Source organism: Thiomicrorhabdus sp., assembly GCF_963662555.1.
In the GTDB taxonomy this organism is placed as follows: Bacteria; Pseudomonadota; Gammaproteobacteria; order Thiomicrospirales; family Thiomicrospiraceae; genus Thiomicrorhabdus.
Genome location: NZ_OY759719.1, coordinates 514,542 through 536,186, shown reverse-complemented (window position 1 = coordinate 536,186; position 21,645 = coordinate 514,542). Strand labels below are relative to the sequence as shown.

Here is a 21,645-nt window from a genome sequence, read left to right as displayed (position 1 = left end):
TGGCGTTGTTGTTGAATCGGTCATTGAGTAATACTCAACTCCCTCATCAACACCTAGCCAAATCTCAAAAATTGACGTCCAAATTCCATTAAACCTAAAATTTTAACCTACCTAAAAAGCCTTCTACTATGAACACTTATGTTTTTATTCCTGCTCGATACGGTTCTTCTCGTTTACCTGGTAAGCCTTTAAAGCTGATTGATGGTAAACCGATGATTCAGCATGTATATGAGCGTATTTCTAAAGCTCAGGGGCTGGCTGGGGTTTATATTGCTACGGATGATGACCGCATTAAAGAGGTAGTAGAAGCCTTTGGTGGTAAGGTGGTAATGACACCTATTGAAGCCGCTTCTGGTACTGACCGTATTGCAGCGGCAGCTAATGCTCTTGGTTTAAAAGATGATGATTTAATTGTCAATGTACAAGGCGACCAACCGCTTGTTCATCATGAATCTATAGAAGATGTCATTGCTCCATTCTTAGCTGAAGATTACGATAAAAGCTTTGAAATGAGCACTTTGTCCTTCAAAATCGTCAATGAAGCAGAAATTACAAATCCTAAAGATGTGAAGTTGGTTACTGATGTAAATGGCTTTGCCTTATATTTCTCCCGTGCCACTATTCCACATGGTCGTGACTATTGGGATCACGATAGCTTTAAACATTTAGGGGTTTACGCTTACACCAAACGCTTTGTAGATACCTTTAATGCATTACCTATGGGCAAGCTTGAAGATATCGAAAAACTTGAACAGTTAAGAGCTTTAGAATACGGTCATAAAATTAAAATTGTGCAGAGCCAATACGACTCACCAGAAGTCGATTTACCGGGCGATATTGCGATTATGGAAGCACTGCTTCAAGCGGGTCATTAATTTACCAGGCCTGTATACTCCCTTGCGGGGTGTGGTAAATTGTAAAAACAAACGAGTGACTTTAAATGCCTATTTATCAAATATTAATCCGCTTACTTAGCCCGCTTATTTGGCTAATTGTGATTATTGAAGGCCTAAAAAATAAAGCTGGTTGGGCATTTATCTCTCAAAAACTGGGTTTACACTATAGTAAACCTCTGCAAAATTTTCACCATCCTATCTGGATTCATTGTGCATCAGTGGGCGAAGTTAAAGCCGCAGAACCACTTATTAAACACTTAATGTCTGAACATAAGATTCTGTTAACCACCAACACCAAAACAAGCCAACAATTAGTTAATGAGCTATTCGCTGATCAGGTATTTCATCGATATTTACCATTTGATTGGCCATTTGCCTTGAGACGTTTTATAAAAGCTTATCAACCGAATCGTCTATGGATTGTAGAAACGGAAATATGGCCTAATCTGTTTAGAGTGGCGAATAAAAACGCTATTGAAATCTGCATTTTAAATGGCCGTTTAACCCAAAAAACTTTTCAGTCTCCAAACTGGTTACAAACCGCTTACCGCAATAGCTTACGCCGTGTTGATAAAATCATAGCTCGTTCTGAACTCGATGCTGAAATGTTTGGCAAATTAGGTGCCGATTCAAATAAAATTCAAGTTTTAGGCAATCTAAAATATTCTGCTCAACCCGAAATACAAAAACAAGCTAGACCGATAGAGAGAGAGTTTATTCTTGCCGCATCCACACATAATGATGAAGAATTAAACATCACCCAGCTTTGGCTGGAATTAAATCGATCAGAACTACTCGTAATTGTGCCTCGCCACCCAAAACGCAGTATTAAAATTCAAAAACAACTGCAGTTTTTAGGCTCAAAATTAAAAGTTGCAACCAAAAATGAAGCCATTCAAGAAGATACAAAAGTTTATTTAGATGACCGAATTGGCCGTCTATTGCCTTTATACGCACATGCAAAGATTGTTATTATGGGTGGTAGCTATGTGCCAAAAGGCGGGCATAATATCTTAGAACCTGCAGCCTTTAAGAAAGCGATTATTACTGGTCAAGATAGCTCAGATTTTGAAGATGAGATGACTTTACTAAAAGCAGAAAACGGTATTATTCAAAACCAAAATTACCCACAACTGCAGCAAGATCTTATTACCCTGCTCGAACATCCAGAACAAGCACAGAAACTTGGTGAAAATGCCTACCAGGCCTTACAAAAACAAAAAAATACCCTTCAAAAATACTTAGTGGCCCTAAATATTCAATAATTCACCTTAAAACCATGCATTTATTATAGATTTACGTAGCCTCTTGGGTACAATCTAGGGTAAAATAACTCCTTACCTTTGAAATTTACCATACAGGAAGTACATTATGGCTCGCGTCACAGTAGAAGATTGTTTAACTCAAGTAGAAAACCGTTTTGAATTAGTTATTTTAAGCGCTAAACGTGCTCGTCAATTAGCGAACGGTGCTGAAGCGACTTTAGATTGGGATAAAGATAAACCAACTGTTATGGCTTTACGCGAATTAGCAGAGAACACCATTGATGGTGATGTTGTTATGGCTGATCCTAATACTCCTCCTTTCTTCAGCTAAAAACCTTTTATTTGGAATTCATTTTTAATTTAAAGGTTCAACTACCCAATGCCGACTCCAGTTTCATTAGATGGTCTGATTAGCAAAGCTTCTGCTTATTTAACGCCAGAGCAAGTTGATCTCATTCAATCCGCCTATGAATTTGGAGCACTTGCACACCAAGGGCAAACACGTAAATCGGGTGGTGATTACATCTGGCACCCTGTTGCCGTTGCCGAGATTCTGGCAGAGATCCAACTTGATAAAGAAAGTTTAATCGCTGCTATTTTGCACGATGTGGTTGAAGATACCCCCTATACCAAAAATGATATAGCTGAACGGTTTGGCGAAAGTGTGGCTGAAATTGTTGATGGTGTTACCAAACTTGGTAAGCTTGAGTTTGACAACCCGCAAGAAGCACAAGCCGAAAACTTTCGTAAAATGATTTTGGCAATGGCACGCGATATTCGAGTTATTTTGATTAAGCTTGCCGATAGACTCCACAATATGCGAACTCTAGGCGTTATGCGTCCAGATAAACAACGTCGCATTGCTCATGAAACTCTAGATATCTTCGCTCCAATTGCTGGCCGCTTAGGTATCAACGCCATTCGTATCGAATTAGAAGACCTTGGTTTTAAAGCCATGCACCCTATTCGTTTTGCCGTATTAGAAAGTGCCGTCAAAAAAGCCCGTGGGAATCGTAAAGAGGTAATTGAACAAATTACCGAAACCATTCAAAATCGTTTGAATCAAGAAAACATTCAAGGCGAAGTCGTCGGACGAGAAAAGCATCTTTATAGTCTCTATAAAAAGATGAAAAATAAGCGTCAAAACTTCAATGACATCTTAGATATTTTTGCATTTCGTATTCTGGTTGATACGGCCGATGATTGTTATCGTACACTCGGAGCTGTGCACTCGCTTTATAAGCCTTTACCTGGTAAATTTAAAGACTATATAGCTATTCCTAAATCAAACGGCTATCAGTCACTACACACTGCTTTATTTGGTCCTTATGGCGTGCATTTAGAAGTCCAAATTCGCACTGAAACAATGCATGAAGTCTCAGAGCACGGTATTGCGGCACACTGGCAATATAAACAAGACCACACAGAGCAAGAAAATTCAGTGTCACATGTTGATTTACGAGCTCAAGAGTGGGTTAAAAATCTGCTCGAAATTCAGCAGAGCGCCGGTAACTCTCTAGACTTCTTAGAAAACGTTAAGATTGATTTATTTCCTGATGTTATCTATGTCTTTACGCCAAAAGGTGACATCATTACCTTACCTACCGGTTCAACACCTGTTGATTTTGCCTATGCGGTACATACTAATATAGGGCACAGTACTTTAGGGTGTCGTATTGACAAAAAACTGGTACCACTCAGAACTCCGTTAGAAAGTGGTAAGACAATTCATATCATAAAAGGCACTGAAGCAGAGCCAAATCCTGCTTGGTTAAACTTTGTTAAAACCGCTAAAGCTCGCTCTCAGATTCGCCACTTTATGAAAAACCAGCAAACTGGAGAGGCCATTACCCTCGGTCAAAGAATGCTGACGAAGTCTTTACGCCATTTCAATATGTCTTATGACGGTTTAACCGATGAGATTCGCACTCACTTGATCAATGAGTTAAAACTAAGTGATTGGGAACAGTTACTCAGTGAATTGGGTACAGGTAATCGTATGGCTCCATTAGTAGCCAAACAAATACACGATATTGTTTTAGGTGCAGATGATGATATAGGCCCTAAAAATGCTAACCCTGATGCCGCATTACCAATCTCAGGAACAGAAGGTATGGTGGTGCACTTTGCTAACTGCTGTCACCCTATTCCTGGCGATGAAATTATTGGATTTGTAAGTACAGAAAAAGGGCTGGTTATTCACAGAGATTCCTGTCACAACATCAAAAATATTCGTAACCAGCCTGACAAGTGTATAGACGTACAATGGGATCAGAACTCTGAGGCGACATTCCTTACAGAAGTACAAATTGAAGCAATGAATCAACGTGGAACGCTAGCTACAATTGCTAATGAAATCGCTAAAACTAATACAGATATTGAACGGGTGCGTTCAGAAGATAAAGATGAATCTTACAGCTTAATGCATTTTGTTATCAATGTGCGAGACCGCGTGCATTTAGCTCAAGTTATGAGAAGATTAAAACGTTTACCGATTGTCGAAAAAATCCAGCGTCTTTAATTTTATGGTTAAGTCTTTAGCCAACAAACAAAGCCAAAACTAAAGACGCTGATTTTATTTTACTTTTTGACTTTCATGTCCGTGGATATTAATAAATTCCGTTCCTTTTTCTTGTAAAAAATCTAAAAAAGATCTAGCAATCAAAGAAAGCTCTTTTCCTTTTGGATACACAATGTGCCATTCTTTTTCAATAGGAAATCCCTCCACATCAATTTCTTTTACCGAACCAAAATCGCCACCTAAATACAGTGAGTGACGGGAAACCACAGCAATTCCCAAATCAGCAGAAACACAGTGTTTTATCGCTTCATTCGTTTCTAAGGTCATTCTTTCTTGAATCTCTAAGCCTTGTTTATCAAACAAGTCTTGAACGGCTGAACGAATCCCAGAACCCTCTTCACGCATAATAAAAGGGTACTTAGCAAGTTTTTTCAATGTCACTTTTTTAGTGCTATTACATAATTCATGATTTCCATTTGCAATGACAACCAGAGGGTTAGGAGCAAAAGGAATAATCTCTAAATCTAAATGGTTAGGTGGAATTTGACCCAAAATATAGAGGTCATCCATATTGTGATTAATACGATTTAATATATTCTCTCTATTAGAAACTTTTAAATTTAAATCTATATCAGGATGTTGTTTAATAAAATTACCTAACGCAAGTGGGGCAAAATATTTAGCGGTTGAAACCACTGCCACTCTTAGGCGACCTCGCATTAAACCTCTAAAATCATCCAACAAAATTTCTAAATTAGACAGTCTATCGATAACCTCTCTACAACTACAGGCTACATGCTCACCAACTTCTGTTAGATAGATGTTTCTTCCCACCTGTTCATATAAAGGCATTTCAATTGCCTCAACTAGGCTTTTCACCTGAGATGAAACGGTTGGCTGTGTTAAATGTAACTCTTCCGCAGCACGAGTAAAACTAAGGTTACGAGCAACGGACTCAAAAACCTGAATTTGTCTTAAAGAGGCGTGTCTAATTAAAAAATTAGATTGGTTTTTAGTCATTTCAGCCATTACTATCTCCTACTTCTAAGGTAATTTTTATATGACTAACATTTTTTGAAAAATAAAATTAACCACTGTTTAAAACTATACATTAACAGTTAATTAGTTATACAATTTTTATACAATTATTTTTTTCTTAATAACAAAAATAACTATTTAAGCTGACAAGGCATTCTATCAAGTGCGGCTTTTGCCGCTCTTTCTGCTTCAATAACATCAGCTTCTTTTCCGCACATAATTAAACGTCCATAAGCCCCAACTGCTCGTGCTTCAACCAAAGTAACATTGGCCGCTTTTTCGGCTTCATTTGCTGCGTATACGACATAACCTGCAGGATCGGTTTCCATTATAAACATACTTTGTCCTGGCAGTATCATTGAGCCTCTACGATTGTCTCGGTTAATTAATACCGCGTGATCTGGGGTAATGCCTCTAATAATCTCTGACCATTTCACCTGACATTTATCACGTTCAAACTCATTTGTTTGAAGGTAATTAAGAATATGCTTACCAGACTCTAATACATCACTTTGATCTCGATGGTTAAACAACATAGAACCATAGGCACGCTCAACAACTTGTTGAGCTAAACGTACATTACTGGCTTTTAATGCGATGTCAGTAATTTTATGCACTGCCATCCCGGGCGCTACTTCAACCCAAAGACACGAATCCCCAGGTACGGGTAAAAAACCCATTGAAGCCGTACCAATATAAGATGCCAACTGAGGCTGTAATGAATCTAAAAAGATATAGGTTCTTAACTCTATCATTTAGCCTCCCGCTGTTTAATTTGATTAATCACCGATTGCATTGCTTGGGCACGATGACTAGTTTTTAGTTTTTTCTCAAGAGGTATTTCAGAAGCGGCTTTAAGCTCGCTTGGAATCCATACAATCGGATCATAACCTATCCCAAATTGGGTTCTAGGTTCTGACAGAATATCTCCATGCCAAGTACCCATTCCAATCAAAGGCGTCTCATCATCTTCATGTGCCACATATACCACGCAACAAATATAGTTTGCTTTACGATCTTTAAGAGGCAGCCCCTTAAGCAATTCAACTAGATGTAGCATATTTTCAGAATCAGAGCTCTCAGGGTAGCCAAGTGTTTCTGCAAACCTTGCAGAATAGATACCAGGCCTGCCATTTAAATAATCAACTTGTAAACCTGAGTCATCTGCGATTGCAGGTAATCCGGTTTTAGCACTGGCAAATCTGGCTTTTTTCAGTGCATTTTCAACAAAGCTCAAACCATCCTCAATCACTTGATCGCAAAAAAAATCAGTTTGTAGCTTTACATCAAAACCATTTAACTGCAAAGGAATACTGAGTTCCTTTACTTTATTGGGATTGGCTGTTGCTATCACAATCTTTTTCATGCATTAGATTCCTATACGCCCTTAGCTGAAATAAATACATCTACTGCAAAAACACAAATCATGAGATTTAATCTTTGCTTTAAAAGTTTTGGTTTTAAATAATTCATTAACACCTGTTAACAAACCTTAATTTAACTGTTATCTATCGCCTACTTTTAATACCAAATAAACATTCAGTAACCTGTATGCTCAATAGTATGAAAAAGTCTCATATTTGAGAAATTGAAAATTCAACTCGCAGCTATAGACAATAATGAATAGGTTAGCCATTCATTAATTCGTTATTCTTTCATCCGTTCTATAAATGACTAATACCTATTTTTAGATAAAAAAAGAGGGTACGTTTTTGGGTACCCTCAATGGCTAAGAACGTTTAAGAAAAGCAGCCTAATCTGGCCATACTCTTCTAGAAGAAAGTACTTTAATCTGTTCTGCTATATGCTCCTGATCAGACTTTTTACTTGCCGCATTTTTACTGCTTGAAGTAGCTGTCGTTGATTTTGCTTTTGGCGTTGCCACTTTTTTTGCAGCAGGCTTACGAACTGCTGGCTTTTTAGCTGAAGCCGTTTTTGTAACAGGTTTTTCGTCAACAGTCTTTGACTCTGTTGTTGTATCTGCTGTTAACACCCAACTCTCTGAGTTTTCTTCTTCAACTATCATGCCCAAGCTCCTTCAGACTGATTAGTTACTCGGTAGTAACCTTCATCAATGCCTTTTGCTAAAGTAAAATCAATAGGTTGCAATTCTTCAGATTGTGAATAAATCATCACCGAAACGTGACCTCTACCAAAGCTAATGTTTGGATGATGATCAAGTAAATCTGCCTGCTGTGCTAGTTCATCCAAAAAAGATCTTAAAACTGAAAAATCTTTGAAGTCAAAACGTGTTTCTAATGAAGCAGGTTTTAATTTAGCTTTCCAACGTTCGTTCATACAAAACTCCTATCTGAATATTGATTTACATTCATAGAATGATAAAACTCGGCTAACCAACCATTAATTCTCATTAACTGAGCTTGCTCTTCTTCAAGAAGGCGATTAAATAATGAATGATCTTCCATAGCACCGATATTTGCACAATACTGGGTTGCTTCGCCATAAAGCTGAATCAAGGCCAACTCACGTGCTTCACAGCTTCTTAAAGCTTCTGCAATTGAATTAGCAGGAGTAGCTGGACTCAATACACTGCCCGCTGGCAAAGCACCTTGAGCGACCATGCGATCGGTTAATAAGTTAGCATGTTGAAACTCCTCGTTTGCCAAAGTGACAAAACCTTGAGCATAAGTCATTTCATTACGAAATTTAGCTAAAGAAGCTTGTGCTAAATAGTGCTGACCTGCTGAGAACTCTAAACTTAAAGCACGCCCTAAGTAACCTAGAACTCTTGAGTTAGCCCCTGTATTTTGAGGTGTCTCAAACTGAGGGTAACTCCCAACACCAGGCATGACACTACCTTGCATTCGTGGTTGATAACGCATAACTTACTCCTCTCGTTAGTGAGGGCCTAAGCCCTCATTGGATTTAACCAATTCTTGCTCCGTTGCTAGCCATGTCTAGAACAGGTTCCACTTCTTTGTGTGGACGTGCAATGATGTGTGCAGCTACTAGTCCGTCACCTACTCGTTCACAAGCATCGGCTCCAGCTCTTACTGCTGCATTTACTGCACCAGTTTCACCACGTACCATTACTGTTACGTAACCACCGCCTACAAATTCACGACTTACTAAGCGTACTTCTGCCGCTTTGGTCATAGCATCCGCCGCTTCAATCGCTGGTACTAAACCACGTGTTTCGATCATTCCTAAAGCAATTCCATATTCTGTGCTCATGGCTATTCTCCTAAGCTAAATTAATTATCAATTTCTTAATTATTTCTTTTCAATCGTAACGACTGATTCAACTTCGTTGTGAGGACGTGCAATGATGTGTGCAGCTACTAGTCCGTCACCTACTCGTTCACAAGCATCGGCTCCTGCTCTTACTGCTGCGTTTACTGCACCAGTTTCACCACGTACCATTACTGTTACGTAACCACCGCCTACAAATTCACGACTTACTAAGCGTACTTCTGCCGCTTTAGTCATAGCATCCGCCGCTTCAATCGCTGGTACTAAACCGCGTGTTTCAATCATTCCTAAAGCAATTCCATATTCTGTACTCATGGCTTTTCTCCTAAACGTTCTTACTGTTTGTTTTTTAAAATTTCTTAAGCTTTGTCAGTTGTAACAACTGATTCAACTTCATTGTGTGGACGTGCAATGATGTGTGCAGCTACTAGTCCGTCACCTACTCGTTCACAAGCATCGGCTCCAGCTCTTACTGCTGCGTTTACCGCTCCAGTTTCACCACGTACCATTACTGTTACGTAACCACCGCCTACAAATTCACGACTTACTAAGCGTACTTCTGCCGCTTTGGTCATAGCATCCGCCGCTTCAATCGCTGGTACTAAACCGCGTGTTTCAATCATTCCTAAAGCAATTCCATATTCTGTACTCATGGCTGTTCTCCTAACGTTCTAACTAATTTATATTTAAAATCTTTTACGCTTTTTCAATGGTTAATACAGGTTCCACTTCTTTGTGTGGACGTGCAATGATGTGTGCAGCTACTAGTCCGTCACCTACTCGTTCACAAGCATCGGCTCCAGCTCTTACTGCTGCGTTTACCGCTCCAGTTTCACCACGTACCATTACTGTTACGTAACCACCGCCTACAAATTCACGACTTACTAAGCGTACTTCTGCCGCTTTGGTCATAGCATCCGCCGCTTCAATCGCTGGTACTAAACCACGTGTTTCGATCATTCCTAAAGCAATTCCATATTCGCTCATGATATTTCTCCTGTTACTTTCGTTTACTAATTTGTTTGCGGTTGCCAATTATCAATAATGCCGGCTACCGTTAAGTCGGTTAAAATTTTATCGTCGCCTGCGGCGGTTCTGGCTGCAGAGTTTGCAATGGTAAAAACCCAATCTCCATTTTTTACACCTATAGGATCTAAAGCGACTAAAGTCGATCCAGAAACACTTTGTAAAACCTTTATAGGAAGGTGTCCTAAACCATCAAGTCGACTGGTCATAATTAATCTTTGTTTAACTTGATGAATCTCCATCGGTATTCACCTCCCATCGGTCAATGATTCCAACTATAGTTAAATCACTTGGATATCCTTTAATCCCACTGGCATCACGTGCCGCCGAACTCCCTACACATAACACCCAATCCCCTGGCTTGCAGCCAACTGGATCGACTGCAACTTGTGGAGTTCCACCTGCCTTTTCAGCAACCACTAATAATGGTTTATGTTCCATCGTGGCAATGCGGTTGGTGGAGACCAGGGTTTTTTCAACTTGAAATATCTTCATCCAATCCTCCTTTTAGTTACAGATTAACCAGGCCTGGTAATTCTTCGGCCGGTTGATTTCCAGTGTTATCCCTTAAAGTACTTAAGGTCTGTAGCTGACCGCTTGCCGATAATTCGGTATAACGATCATGTAACGCTTGTTCAATTCGTTTGGCTTTTTCTTCAGCTCTATCTTTAGAACCTGGGACTCTTCCGTCATAATCACAGCGGATAATGATTGGAATTGGCCAGCCATTTTTAAGATTAAGACCAGTAAAAATCTTAATCCCGACATTGACATCATTTAACCCTTCCTCAACCGTATCCAAATAGCTGTAGTAAGTTAGGTTACGAAGTTGAACTTCTTCAAATCCGTTACCGATGCCTATAAATCTTTCTGCGTGTCCAATGTCTGAATAACATCCGTTTTCATACTCTTGAACATACGCAATCTGAGAAAAATTATTCTCAATGAACCAAGCAATCAGTTTATTCATTGATTCAACTGGTGCGGTTGAGCCTAACTCTGGGTTACATTGCTCTACCGCTTGTTCAATCTTGATTCTGGCTTGCTCAGAATTCATATTGGTTGTTTGTTGGAAAAGTGCATCCGTTTCTACAAAACGTTTTAAACACACTTTTCCTTGTTGGTTTGGAACGTGTATCTTCAGACTATCGTCGTCAGTATTCATTCCAATAAGCAGTGTTTGTACGGTTGACCCGCATCCAAATCGGTTTTCGATTGCTTGGCGGAAATCTTTCAATTTCGTTAAAGCTGCCTCTGCCGCTTTGGCATCATCACTACCGTGAGCCGCACAACCTTGGTGGTGTGGATCTGATTTTGAGTAGTGATACACTGCAATTTTTAAATATTTTGTTGGCTCTTCACTTGAATTAGGTATGCCATCACGAAAACGGCTATGTTCAATAAAGACCCAGTTACGTACGCTTTCACTCACATCAAACAGAGCTCCAGCATGCGCTTTTCTTCTGGTTACCGAATAAGGCAACCGTAATACATAACTAATAATGTGTGCTAAACGCCCATCGGCACATGGTGCAACACCGACGGCATGAAAACCCGCATCTTTAAAAAGACGCTCTGCCTGTAGTTTGTTTTGACCGTGTAACGGATCTTGTTCAAAAAACTCCTTAGACATCGACATAAACTGGTTAAAAACACATTGGCCATATAAAACATTGCTATCGAACTTCTGGCTAAGACTCTCTTCAACTTGTTTTTGGCTTAGGGTAATACCCAGTTTTTGTTTAATTGTCTGTTGAGCCCATTGCTCAAAATCGTTACGTTTCTGCTGCACAATTAAATGTTGTACAACCGATTTAATCTCATCAAACCCAGCTTTAATACGCACTTCATAATCACGTAATTGGGCATTTTGTGATGTATTTACCAAAGCGTGAACACTTGGTTTTCCATCATTAGATGCTTTATTCAAACCTTCTGAAGCTTCTCCTTGGATCTTCTTCACAACATTTGCTGGCAGTGGATAAGTACGCCAGAACAATGATTTTTCACGGGTTTTTGCGTTTAACATCTTATTCACCTATTACTTAGACTATGCTCTGGCTCCGCCAGTCAAAGTCACCTTTGCACCTTCCCCTGTGTTACCCGAAGATCCTGTAATTGGACTCTGCGGAACAGGTTCCATGGTTTCAGGTCTAAAGTTTGCTGCACCCATTGGAGCTTGCATTGCCCCCCCTTTAATTGAAGGGTTACGCTGCGTTGCAAAAGGTCCATCGGTACCCGTTACTTTAGAACCTCTATCCCAACCATCACCAGTGATTCTGCTTGCCGGTGCAACTGGCTCAGCAGTTGGTAAAGGTTGTGACATATCGACAGCAGGAGCTTGCCCCATCATTACCGGAAAATCCGATTCTCCAGGGTTTGCTGCATTTGCCGTTTGACACATTGTGCTCATTTGATCAGCACCTTGATAATGCGTACCTGATACTAATTCGCATGCGCCTTTTTGTGCACCTGTTAAACCTTGTGGTCCAGGCTGTACACCGGTTAATGCATGACCAAACTGGCGGTCAATAGGAGCGGTTTTTTTTTGAGCTGCAGCTTGTTCATCTGTTGAACAACTGTTAGCAAACGACTCTTTTCCCATATAAGGTGTTCCACTTACCGCTTTACAACGACCCGCTTCTCCACCTGTAATATTGCTATTGCCTCCACTACGGTCACCAGTAATAGTTTGTCCTGCAAAGGTACCCGATACATTCACCTTTTGAGGTGTGGTTTCAGGAGCTGAAGTCTGACAAATTGTTTCAACTTCCTCTTTACCTTGATAACCTGTACCCGTTACTGATTTGCAATAACCACGTTCATCACCAGTTACTTCTTGTGTACGCCCTACTTGAGTACCTGTTGTCGTATTCCCTGCGAAGGTATTAGACATCACTACTTTTTTAGGCCCACCTGTGTTACTACCTGAACTTGGCTGAATAGAACCTGACATTGCAGGATATTCGTTGCCGCCGCTCACTTTAGAAACACTTTCAATCGCTGCCTCTAAAGGCTTTTTTGCACCCTTAACTGAAGGGCCTGGGTTAATGCTAAACCCAGTTTTTGTTGTACTTGCCTGACCAGCTTGATCTGAGCAAAACAGAGCACTTTGATCCGCAGGTAAATATTCAGTACCAGTGATACCAGAACATTGACCTTGACGATTACCAGTTACAGCTTGGTCTTGACCCATTCTGTTACCACTAATCGTCTGACCACGAGTTGTTTGCGTCATGGTTACTTTGGATGGTGATGCTTTAGGGCTTTCAGAGCAATGTGCTTTAAACTCTTCCGTTCCTAAATATTCCGTTCCACTTACCAATTGACATGCCCCTGTTTCAGCCCCAGTTAATTGACCTTGGCCTACCTGAGTACCTGATACTTCTTGACCACTTAAGGTTTCAGAAATACCAACCTTTTCAGGTGCGTTGTTAGAGCGTGGTTTACGACTCTGACGTTTAACTGAGCTCTCAGTAGAGCTACTACAACCAGATTTACCTTTAGTACAACGTTCGGCTCTCACTGAACGTGCAATATCTCGGGTTGAGGCATCTGGGTTACTTAGCTTGGCTAAAGAACCCGCTTGACCTGCTTTTGTTTTGTAAGCTGATTCACCAGACTTACCCTTAGTCAATGCCTTACGTCTTGCTTTAGACATTTTTCGACCACTGTTATCCGCAACTTGCGTTGATTTAACAGGGTTTCTACGTCCAGAAGCCTCTGCTCGGCTCGCTTTTGACTCAGTACGTTCGCGAGGTTCAATAATCGGCTCAGGTTTTTTCTTTTCCCTTGCCTTAGCTTGTGATTGAGGCTTTGAGCTCGTCGCTTTACCGCTCATCATTTGCTTCCTTTTTTGCTTAGCGGCCTCTCTTCCTTCTGCAACCACTACTGGCTGAGAAGGACGAACAGGTCTTCGGCTTGAAGGCTGTCCAACCGTCTGCAATGGAGCCTGAACAGGCTCGGCAATTGCTTCTACTGGCGTACTTGGAGCACGCTTAGTTCGGGTTGGAACTGCTGGTGCTTTATTGCCACCAGAAACTCTTGATTTACGATGTGCCATAGCTTGCGAGCGTCCACTAGTTGTGTTGTTTGTCGTTGCACTCATGCTAAAGGCCTCCCTTTATTCATTGCTTAGGTTTGTTACAACTTTGGTTTACATGCCTCTTGGGCGATATACCACAAAGTTGTGTCCCTGACACTGAGTGTAATTGTCATAACCAATTACACGAATTAAGTGATCAGGGTAGGCCTGACGACAAGCCTCAATCTCTGCTAATACTTGGTTTGGATCACGCATACCAAAGAATGGTAGCTTCCACATACCCCAGTAATGGCGAGCTGCTTTAGCTGGTTCTTCGTGCTCTAGAGCTGGTGTCCAACCTTGGTTGATGATGTATACAATTTGGTCATAAATTTCATCGGCATTCATGTCCGGAAGAAATGAAAAGGTCTCAAGCGTATACTTAGTACGATAATCATCAGTCTGTAAGTTACTCATTTGTAATCTCCTTCAATTGGAATAAAGTGCTTTGGTTGTTCAAGCTAGAATTAACCTGTTATTAACCATCTAATTTATCAACAGTGTCGAATTCAAACTTGATCTCTTTCCAAGTTTCAAGTGCTACAGCAAGTTCTTTACTATTACGTGCCGCATCACGAAGAATGTCACCACCTTCTCTTTCTAAATCACGACCTTCGTTACGAGCTTTAACACACGCTTCTAGAGCCACACGGTTTGCTGCTGCACCCGCTGCGTTACCGCCTGGGTGACCTTGCGTACCACCACCAAACTGAAGTACAGAATCATCACCAAAAATGTTAACCAATGCAGGCATGTGCCATACGTGGATACCACCTGATGCTACGGCGAATACACCTGGCATCGAAGCCCAATCTTGGTCAAAGAAGATACCGCGTGAACGATCTTCTGGAACAAAGTCTTCGCGAAGTAAATCAACAAAACCTAGGGTAGAAGCTCTATCCCCTTCTAACTTACCAACAACCGTACCTGTATGTAGGTGATCACCACCTGACAAACGTAAACACTTAGCTAATACGCGGAAGTGAATACCGTGTTTTGGGTTACGGTCAATTACTGCGTGCATTGCACGGTGAATGTGTAATAACATTCCGTTTTCACGACACCAGTTAGCAAGTGTTGTATTAGCAGTAAAACCAGCTGTTAAGAAGTCATGCATGATGATTGGTTGACCTAGTTCTTTAGCGAACTCAGCACGTTTCATCATCTCTTCAACTGAACCAGCGGTTACGTTTAAGTAGTGACCTTTACGCTCACCCGTCTCTTCAGTTGCTTTATCAACCGCTTCGGCAACGAATTCAAAACGGTTACGCCAGCGTTGGAAAGGCTGTGAGTTGATGTTTTCGTCATCTTTGGTCAAATCTAGACCACCACGTAAACACTCATATACTGCACGACCATAGTTCTTAGCTGAAAGACCAAGCTTAGGCTTGATAGTACAACCCAACATCGGGCGACCATACTTATTCAACTTATCACGCTCAACCTGAATACCAGCTGGCGGACCACCACATGTTTTAACAAACGCTACTGGGAAGCGGATATCTTCTAAACGTAAAGCACGTACTGCTTTAAATCCGAAAACGTTACCAACTAACGAAGTTAATACGTTAACCACTGAACCTTCTTCAAAAAGGTCTAATGGGTATGCGATAAACGCGTAAAATGATGTTGAGTCACCAGGTACATCTTCAATTCGGTAACAACGACCTTTGTAGTACTCCATATCAGACAGAAGATCTGTCCATACTGTTGTCCAGGTCCCGGTTGAACTTTCTGCAGCTACCGCAGCAGCTGCTTCTTCACGTGGAACACCGTCTTGTGGTGTTACTTTGAAACACGCTAATAAATCTGTATCCAATGGTGTATAGTCAGGAGTCCAATAAGTTAATTGGTAATCCTGAACACCTGCATCAAAAGTTTGTGTAGACATAAATTTTCTCCTCTAAGGTTTGGAGTTGAATTAGATTCGAGCTCAATGTTATAGAGGGACCGATATATTGACTAATTGAAAGAACCGATGAAATTTATTGAGGATTATCAATGCATCGAAGTTTATCGTTCTAATAAAAAAACAATAAGATATTGATATTATTAACTTTTAATTAATTTAGCTTGGATTTGATTTAATTAGTTTTTTTGATAAAAAAGAAAAAGAAAAAGTCGTTTTTTTGATAAAAAAATAATTTACATTCTTCAAAAACCAAAATTTAACGCATTATTTGAATTTTGGTTACAATGTTTTTTTAATATTAAATCCATACATTTAAAGGAAAATTCATGCGCGAAGTTATAGCCACAGAAAACGCCCCCCAAGCCATTGGAACTTACTCTCAAGCGGTGAGAATTGGTAATACCGTTTACCTTTCAGGCCAGATTGCTTTAATTCCTGAAACCATGGAATTAAAAGAAGGTGATATTTCAGAACGCATTCATCAGGTGTTTAAAAACTTAAGTGCAGTTTGTGAAGCGGCGGGCGGATCTTTACAAGATATAGCAAAGTTAAATATCTTCTTAACAGACATGAGTCACTTTGCAACAGTCAATGAGATTATGGCAGAGTACTTTCAACAGCCTTACCCTGCACGTGCAGCCGTTGCGGTAAAACAACTGCCTAAAGATACCGATGTTGAAATGGATGGTGTTATGGCTTTATCTTCATACTAAGGCTATCGGCTACACCCACTTTTTTAGCCCTCTTTATGAGGGCTTTACACATTCAGGTTAAACAATACCGATAATAGGTATCCGTTAGTCAAGTTTCAGATTTGAAAACTAGAGCTCCTACCGTTGAACGAATTCTTAAAACAGCTTTAGTAAAAAAAAATTTGCTATGAATCAAAGTTCATTTTGAATGCGTTTATAACCACCCACTAACTCGTGATTAGCATTTACGACCGATTCAGAAAAAGACTGCATATCTGCACTTTTACTCGAAAATTGTGACAAATCGCTGTTTCCATCAATATGCGTGGTTGAAGGTACATACAATCCCGTCGGCAAGGTACAACCTTCAATCACCGAATTATGTCTTACTACCACTTGATCAGCCACACAGCAATTAAACAATACGCTGTTAAAACCAATAAATACATCCGAACCAACATTACACGGCCCATGAACAATGGAACGATGTGCAATGGAAGTACGCTCTCCAATATTAACCTCTGCCCCAGCCTTTGAATGAATCACCACCCCGTCTTGGATATTAGAGTGCGCACCAATAATAATTGGCTCCATCTCACCAACATCATTGGTTTCATCGGCCCTAATTACCGCATAAGGACCAATAAAAACATTCTCCTCAACAATAATTTTTCCACATAAAATAGCTGTTGGATCAACAAAAGCCGAGGCATGAACAGAGGGCATATCACCCGTTGGATTTTTTCTAATCATACAATTTCCGTTATTTTTTTATTCTTACTTTCTACTTCGAAGTGTCTGTGTGATTTGTGGCTGATAAAAGCCTCACATAAGTGTTTTCAATGCGTTTGGCATCCCTTGCAGATGCCGTGAATCTCAATACCAGGCTGGGTCACTTTAAAACTTAACTGCTTAGCCTGAGCTTGAATACCTTGCCACATTGCCTCCTCCATCATGCGCTCTTCAATATCGCCACAAGTGTCGCACATAAAAAAATGTGCAGGCCCATGATGCGGTCTTCCAATGTGCTCGCAAACCACATATTGACTGGTAGAAGCCAAACGATGAACCAAGCCAACAGACTCTAAAAAAGTTAATGCACGATAAATTGTCATAGGTTGTGCGCCACTTTGTTCAGTTTGTTGGTAGTCACTAAGAATCTCATAAGCACTTGATGGATGTTGCCGTTGGTGCAAGATATGGAGCACTTTTTCTCGCACTGGCGTGAGCTTTTTGGCATGCTTTTGGCATTGAGAGTGTGCTTTGCAAATAAAATCATCCATAATAAAAGCCCTCCTTAGGCTGCAAAAGGATCAGAAAGTTGGTACCAACATTCTACTCCAGCCAACAACTCGTCATCACTCAGTAAACATAAATTGAGTTCGGCAATTATTTTTTCTTCATCCAAATCTTGACCAATAAAAACCAATTCTTGACGCATATCCCCAAATGGCTCAATCCATTTAGTTTGAATAAAAGCACGTGATTCATGGTCATTAGGCCAAGAGCTTTCTGGCACCGCTTTCCAAAACATACCTGCAAAGTAGTGATGTGCAATCCCTCCCGCTTGGCTCCACACACCTGCCATTTGTGGTTGTGTAGCTAACCAAAAGTAGCCTTTAGAACGAATCAAACGTCCCGTTGGCCAGTCTTGGTGTAAGAAATTCCAAAATTTTTGTGGGTGAAAAGGTTTTCGTGCCTCATAGGTAAAACTAGAAATACCGTACTCTTCGGTTTCTGGCGTATGCTCACCTCGGGCCTCTTTTAGCCAATTAGGTGATTGTTGTGCCTGGTTAAAATCAAACAGGCCTGTATTCAGTACCTTGCTTAAATCCACCTTGCCTTGTTGCATGGTATAAATCTGTGCATCGGGGTTTAATTTTTTTAAAATAGTCTCTAATTCAGCCACCTGTTGAGGTGTTATTAAATCGGTTTTACTTACTAAAATAACATTAGCAAACTCAATTTGATCAATTAACAGATCCGCCACACTTCGCTGATCTTCCTCCCCCAAACTTTCACCCGCCTCTTGTAACGATTTAGCCTGCTCAAAATCGCGTCTAAAGTTAACACCATCTACCACCGTTACCATGGTATCTAGCGTAGCCACATTGGATAAAGAGACGCCATCTTCATCGGCAAAGGTAAACGTTTCGGCAACAGGCAAAGGTTCAGAAATACCCGTTGATTCAATCAGCAAATAATCAAATCGGCCGCTATTCGCCAAGGCCTGCACCTCTAGCAGTAGATCTTCTCGCAAGGTACAACAAATACAGCCATTAGACATCTCCACCAATTTTTCTTCAGCACGATTAAAGCTCACCTCACCTTGCACTAAACTGGCATCAATATTCACCTCACTCATGTCATTGACAATAACCGCAACTCGCAAGCCTTGGCGATTATTTAAAATATGATTTAACAAAGTCGTTTTACCCGAGCCCAAAAAACCCGATAACACCGTAACTGGTAATTTTTTCACTTTTCACTCCCTACCCACTAAACGCCTAAACAACGACGCAATTAAATGTTATGTTATAACATAACTTTTAGCTTAAAATAAACTCTAATCTATAAAATTTGCAAGTCGGTTCATTAACGATACGAACAATCCGACTTTGAAAACGATACCTATACCATCCACACATCTCTCTCTACCTCAACTTGAGTGCGACAATTTGTCACATTGTTTGTAGCCTGTTACGTCATTAGAATCCTCGCCTAAATGAAAATTAAGGATTTCTCAATGTATCAACTACCTTTCAAGCCAAAGCCTTTAGCTCTATTAATCACTACAGTATTTGCTTCACATATTTCTCTAAGCCATGCCGAATCAAGTGATCTTGATGTAATTAAAGTGACCAGTTCAACGATTGCTGATCGTTTTGAAGCAGATAAAGATGAGCCTTCAAGCACAATGGTTATCAGTGGAGAAGCAGTAGAGGCAAAACACACAACCAATATTATTGAAGTACTGCGCAGTGTTCCAGGTATTACCGCTGATTTAGCTGGTGAAGGCGATAGTATAAAAATCAAGATTCGAGGGATTGATAACCAGCGATATATGGGTGAAAAACCAGGCGTTGCCATTGTTATCGATGGTGTACCCGTTTTTGAACGTACAGGTAAGGTTAATATTGATTTAGACAATATTGAATCGATTCGTATTGTTAAAGGCGGAGCTTCTTACCTATTTGGTGAAGATGCGTTAGCAGGTGCGGTGATTATTACCACCAAACGTGGTGCAGATAATGCGGGAACGACCCTAGAACTTGATACGGGAAGCTACGGTTACACACGTAAACAACTCAAGCTTGGACTTGCCGAAGAAGACTTTTCTGGTCATATCCAATATTCAGACCGCCATAATGATGGTTACTATGCTTTATCTAAACGTGATTCAAAAAGCCTTTCTGGAAACCTACAATATTATCTAGATGACAGCAGTGATTTGACTTTTGGTTTTGAAAAGGCTGATAGATTTCGTGACCGAGATGGCTCGGTTACTGGTGTTACAGCCGCAGAAACAGATCCTAAAGGTGAGTTTGAAGGACGTGGCTACACACGAATGTTCAATGTCGATTTATCCCGTTTAAATCTTACTTATTCAAAAGATTTTTCCGATACAGGTAATTTTCAAGCGATTATTTATCAATATGAAGACATTACTGACTTTTGGTCAGCACCCATTAAATACGATGGAACTGGCGCTTCTGTAGGCGATGATCAAGTAGAGATGTATCAAAACCTAAACGATTACCATCAAATTCAACGAGGTTTAAAACTAGAAACTCGTGAATCATTTGGTAATTGGGCATTAATGGGCGGACTTGAATTCAAGAACAATACTTTTGATGAAGTAACCACCGTAAAAGAAGACTATCGTACCTATAAATTTGGTAGCACCATTACTGCTGGCACAATAAAATCTGATTCATATCGTGAAGAAACCACTAAAGCTGCATACACTGAAGCCAAGCTTGCGGTAAATTCTGATTTTCATCTAACAATGAACTACCGTTTTGATCAAATTGATATGAATGGTTTGGACAGATTAACAGACGCAAAATCAAGCGACACTTTTAATATGCACTCCTTCCGTTTTGGCGGTGATTACGATCTCTCCTCAACGACTTCAATCTATAGTTCAGTATCAACCGGCTTTAGAGCACCTACTCTAGCGCAGATGGCAACCAACAAAGATCTAAAACCTGAAACAACCTATAACCTAGAACTCGGTATCCGTAATACAACCAGCCTCTTTGGTTGGAAAACCAAAATGAATACCTCAGCATTTTATATTGACCGTAGTGATTTCATTACTAGCAGTATCGGGCAATACGTCAACGGCAATGTTACTAATCAATACAATATTGAAGATTTATACGAAAACATAGGTCAAACCACTAGCTATGGTTTAGAGCTCGCTCTGCAAACTGAAAAGAAACATGATCTTTCTTTTGACTTTGCTTACACCTATCTTGTAAGTAAATTTGGTCGTTATAAAGACTTTTATCTAGCTTTAGGGAACCCTTACGGAACCTCTGTCGATTCTTTAGCAGCTTTAACCGATCCAACCCGTCAAGTCTATTTTGAACACTATGACAACAGCGGCAACTATGTACCAAGAACCCCAACCCATAGTGTTAACTTCCGTACTAATTGGTATGCCACAAATCACCTCACTATTAATGCTGAAGTAGATTACCGTGGTGAAAGTTATGCCGATGAAATCAACCAAGAAAAAATGCCTGCCCGCACATTATTTAACTTAGGTTTGGAATACAAAACCAAAGCTAAAGTCGTGGGAGGTCGACCTTCTGATCTAAGCTTCTTCTTTAAAGTCGATAATGTACTTGATGACCAATTCTATTCCATCGTGCGTGGTACTTATGACAGCAATCAGGATGGTGTTTATAACCAAGAAGACCTTTCCATTAATGTTGATCCAGGCCGAGTTTGGATGGCTGGCTTAAAAGTTAAATTCTAAGGAATAAT

The 21,645-nt window shown here is 40.3% G+C and carries 25 protein-coding genes; 6 read left to right on the top strand and 19 right to left on the bottom strand.

Annotated features, from left to right (window positions below):
- Positions 1–128 precede the first annotated feature (128 nt).
- From kdsB to ACORJQ_RS02175, 4 genes are all read left to right on the top strand, one after another.
- Entirely contained in the window at positions 129–875 is a 747-nt protein-coding gene (gene kdsB, locus ACORJQ_RS02190; RefSeq protein ID WP_321325611.1) for a 3-deoxy-manno-octulosonate cytidylyltransferase, read from the top strand.
- Between the two features lie 65 nt (positions 876–940).
- On the top strand, positions 941–2,161 hold the full coding sequence (locus ACORJQ_RS02185; RefSeq protein WP_321325609.1) for a 3-deoxy-D-manno-octulosonic acid transferase: 1,221 nt from the start codon (positions 941–943) through the stop codon (positions 2,159–2,161).
- 106 nt (positions 2,162–2,267) lie between these two features.
- Positions 2,268–2,492: a DNA-directed RNA polymerase subunit omega gene (rpoZ, locus tag ACORJQ_RS02180; protein ID WP_321325607.1), complete on the top strand. Its 225-nt coding sequence runs from the start codon at positions 2,268–2,270 to the stop codon at positions 2,490–2,492.
- 48 nt (positions 2,493–2,540) lie between these two features.
- Positions 2,541–4,682: a RelA/SpoT family protein gene (locus ACORJQ_RS02175; protein ID WP_321325605.1), complete on the top strand. Its 2,142-nt coding sequence runs from the start codon at positions 2,541–2,543 to the stop codon at positions 4,680–4,682.
- A 54-nt stretch (positions 4,683–4,736) separates the two neighbouring features.
- Here the strand turns inward: ACORJQ_RS02175 and ACORJQ_RS02170 are convergent, their stop codons facing one another.
- The 16 genes from ACORJQ_RS02170 to ACORJQ_RS02095 all read right to left on the bottom strand — a co-directional run bounded on the left by ACORJQ_RS02170 (position 4,737) and on the right by ACORJQ_RS02095 (position 15,934).
- On the bottom strand, positions 4,737–5,711 hold the full coding sequence (locus tag ACORJQ_RS02170; RefSeq protein WP_321325603.1) for a LysR family transcriptional regulator: 975 nt from the start codon (positions 5,709–5,711) through the stop codon (positions 4,737–4,739).
- Between the two features lie 143 nt (positions 5,712–5,854).
- Positions 5,855–6,475, bottom strand: a complete 621-nt coding sequence (locus tag ACORJQ_RS02165) for a BMC domain-containing protein (RefSeq protein WP_321325602.1) — start codon at positions 6,473–6,475, stop codon at positions 5,855–5,857.
- Positions 6,472–7,086 (bottom strand): RdgB/HAM1 family non-canonical purine NTP pyrophosphatase, encoded by a 615-nt coding sequence (gene rdgB / locus ACORJQ_RS02160; protein ID WP_321325600.1) that lies wholly within the window; start codon positions 7,084–7,086, stop codon positions 6,472–6,474. The genes ACORJQ_RS02165 and rdgB overlap by 4 nt, the downstream gene beginning before the upstream one ends.
- A gap of 387 nt (positions 7,087–7,473) precedes the next feature.
- On the bottom strand, positions 7,474–7,746 hold the full coding sequence (locus ACORJQ_RS02155) for a hypothetical protein (RefSeq protein ID WP_321325599.1): 273 nt from the start codon (positions 7,744–7,746) through the stop codon (positions 7,474–7,476).
- Complete coding sequence (locus ACORJQ_RS02150; RefSeq protein ID WP_321325597.1) at positions 7,743–8,018, bottom strand: 4a-hydroxytetrahydrobiopterin dehydratase; 276 nt, start codon at positions 8,016–8,018, stop codon at positions 7,743–7,745. Before ACORJQ_RS02150 ends, ACORJQ_RS02155 begins: the two co-directional genes overlap by 4 nt.
- Positions 8,015–8,563, bottom strand: coding sequence for a ferritin-like domain-containing protein (locus ACORJQ_RS02145; protein ID WP_321325595.1), 549 nt, complete (start codon positions 8,561–8,563; stop codon positions 8,015–8,017). The genes ACORJQ_RS02150 and ACORJQ_RS02145 overlap by 4 nt, the downstream gene beginning before the upstream one ends.
- Before the next feature lie 43 nt (positions 8,564–8,606).
- Positions 8,607–8,915 (bottom strand): alpha-carboxysome major shell protein CsoS1, encoded by a 309-nt coding sequence (locus tag ACORJQ_RS02140; protein WP_321325593.1) that lies wholly within the window; start codon positions 8,913–8,915, stop codon positions 8,607–8,609.
- A gap of 39 nt (positions 8,916–8,954) precedes the next feature.
- The gene (locus ACORJQ_RS02135; RefSeq protein ID WP_040727285.1) at positions 8,955–9,248 is read right to left on the bottom strand and encodes an alpha-carboxysome major shell protein CsoS1; all 294 of its coding nucleotides are present in this window, start codon (positions 9,246–9,248) and stop codon (positions 8,955–8,957) included.
- Between the two features lie 44 nt (positions 9,249–9,292).
- The gene (locus ACORJQ_RS02130) at positions 9,293–9,586 is read right to left on the bottom strand and encodes an alpha-carboxysome major shell protein CsoS1 (protein ID WP_321325591.1); all 294 of its coding nucleotides are present in this window, start codon (positions 9,584–9,586) and stop codon (positions 9,293–9,295) included.
- Positions 9,587–9,629: 43 nt separating this feature from the next.
- A complete protein-coding gene (locus ACORJQ_RS02125) occupies positions 9,630–9,920 on the bottom strand; it encodes an alpha-carboxysome major shell protein CsoS1 (RefSeq protein WP_198525659.1) in 291 nt (96 codons plus the stop codon).
- 26 nt (positions 9,921–9,946) lie between these two features.
- Entirely contained in the window at positions 9,947–10,168 is a 222-nt protein-coding gene (locus ACORJQ_RS02120; RefSeq protein WP_321325590.1) for a carboxysome peptide B, read from the bottom strand.
- A 13-nt stretch (positions 10,169–10,181) separates the two neighbouring features.
- Entirely contained in the window at positions 10,182–10,454 is a 273-nt protein-coding gene (locus tag ACORJQ_RS02115) for an alpha-carboxysome shell vertex protein CsoS4 (RefSeq protein WP_321325589.1), read from the bottom strand.
- A 16-nt stretch (positions 10,455–10,470) separates the two neighbouring features.
- Complete coding sequence (locus ACORJQ_RS02110; protein ID WP_321325588.1) at positions 10,471–11,988, bottom strand: carboxysome shell carbonic anhydrase; 1,518 nt, start codon at positions 11,986–11,988, stop codon at positions 10,471–10,473.
- Between the two features lie 21 nt (positions 11,989–12,009).
- A complete protein-coding gene (locus ACORJQ_RS02105; protein WP_321325586.1) occupies positions 12,010–14,067 on the bottom strand; it encodes an alpha-carboxysome scaffolding protein CsoS2 in 2,058 nt (685 codons plus the stop codon).
- A 48-nt stretch (positions 14,068–14,115) separates the two neighbouring features.
- Positions 14,116–14,460, bottom strand: a complete 345-nt coding sequence (locus ACORJQ_RS02100) for a ribulose bisphosphate carboxylase small subunit (protein ID WP_321325584.1) — start codon at positions 14,458–14,460, stop codon at positions 14,116–14,118.
- Between the two features lie 61 nt (positions 14,461–14,521).
- Positions 14,522–15,934, bottom strand: coding sequence for a form I ribulose bisphosphate carboxylase large subunit (locus ACORJQ_RS02095; protein ID WP_321325582.1), 1,413 nt, complete (start codon positions 15,932–15,934; stop codon positions 14,522–14,524).
- 347 nt (positions 15,935–16,281) lie between these two features.
- Between ACORJQ_RS02095 and ACORJQ_RS02090 the strand changes: the two genes are divergently transcribed.
- Entirely contained in the window at positions 16,282–16,668 is a 387-nt protein-coding gene (locus ACORJQ_RS02090; RefSeq protein WP_321325580.1) for a deaminase RidA, read from the top strand.
- A gap of 171 nt (positions 16,669–16,839) precedes the next feature.
- On the opposite strand, the gene ACORJQ_RS02085 is transcribed toward ACORJQ_RS02090, so the two are convergent.
- The 3 genes from ACORJQ_RS02085 to zigA form a co-directional block, all read right to left on the bottom strand.
- Positions 16,840–17,400, bottom strand: coding sequence for an LbetaH domain-containing protein (locus ACORJQ_RS02085; protein ID WP_321325578.1), 561 nt, complete (start codon positions 17,398–17,400; stop codon positions 16,840–16,842).
- 86 nt (positions 17,401–17,486) lie between these two features.
- Positions 17,487–17,930 carry a transcriptional repressor gene (locus tag ACORJQ_RS02080; RefSeq protein WP_321325576.1) on the bottom strand — a complete coding sequence of 148 codons (444 nt, stop codon included), beginning with the start codon at positions 17,928–17,930 and terminating at the stop codon, positions 17,487–17,489.
- A gap of 14 nt (positions 17,931–17,944) precedes the next feature.
- Entirely contained in the window at positions 17,945–19,129 is a 1,185-nt protein-coding gene (gene zigA, locus ACORJQ_RS02075; RefSeq protein WP_321325574.1) for a zinc metallochaperone GTPase ZigA, read from the bottom strand.
- A gap of 264 nt (positions 19,130–19,393) precedes the next feature.
- Here zigA and ACORJQ_RS02070 point away from each other — a divergent pair, with 264 nt between their 5' ends.
- Entirely contained in the window at positions 19,394–21,637 is a 2,244-nt protein-coding gene (locus ACORJQ_RS02070; protein ID WP_321325572.1) for a TonB-dependent receptor, read from the top strand.
- The last annotated feature ends 8 nt before the right edge of the window (positions 21,638–21,645 follow it).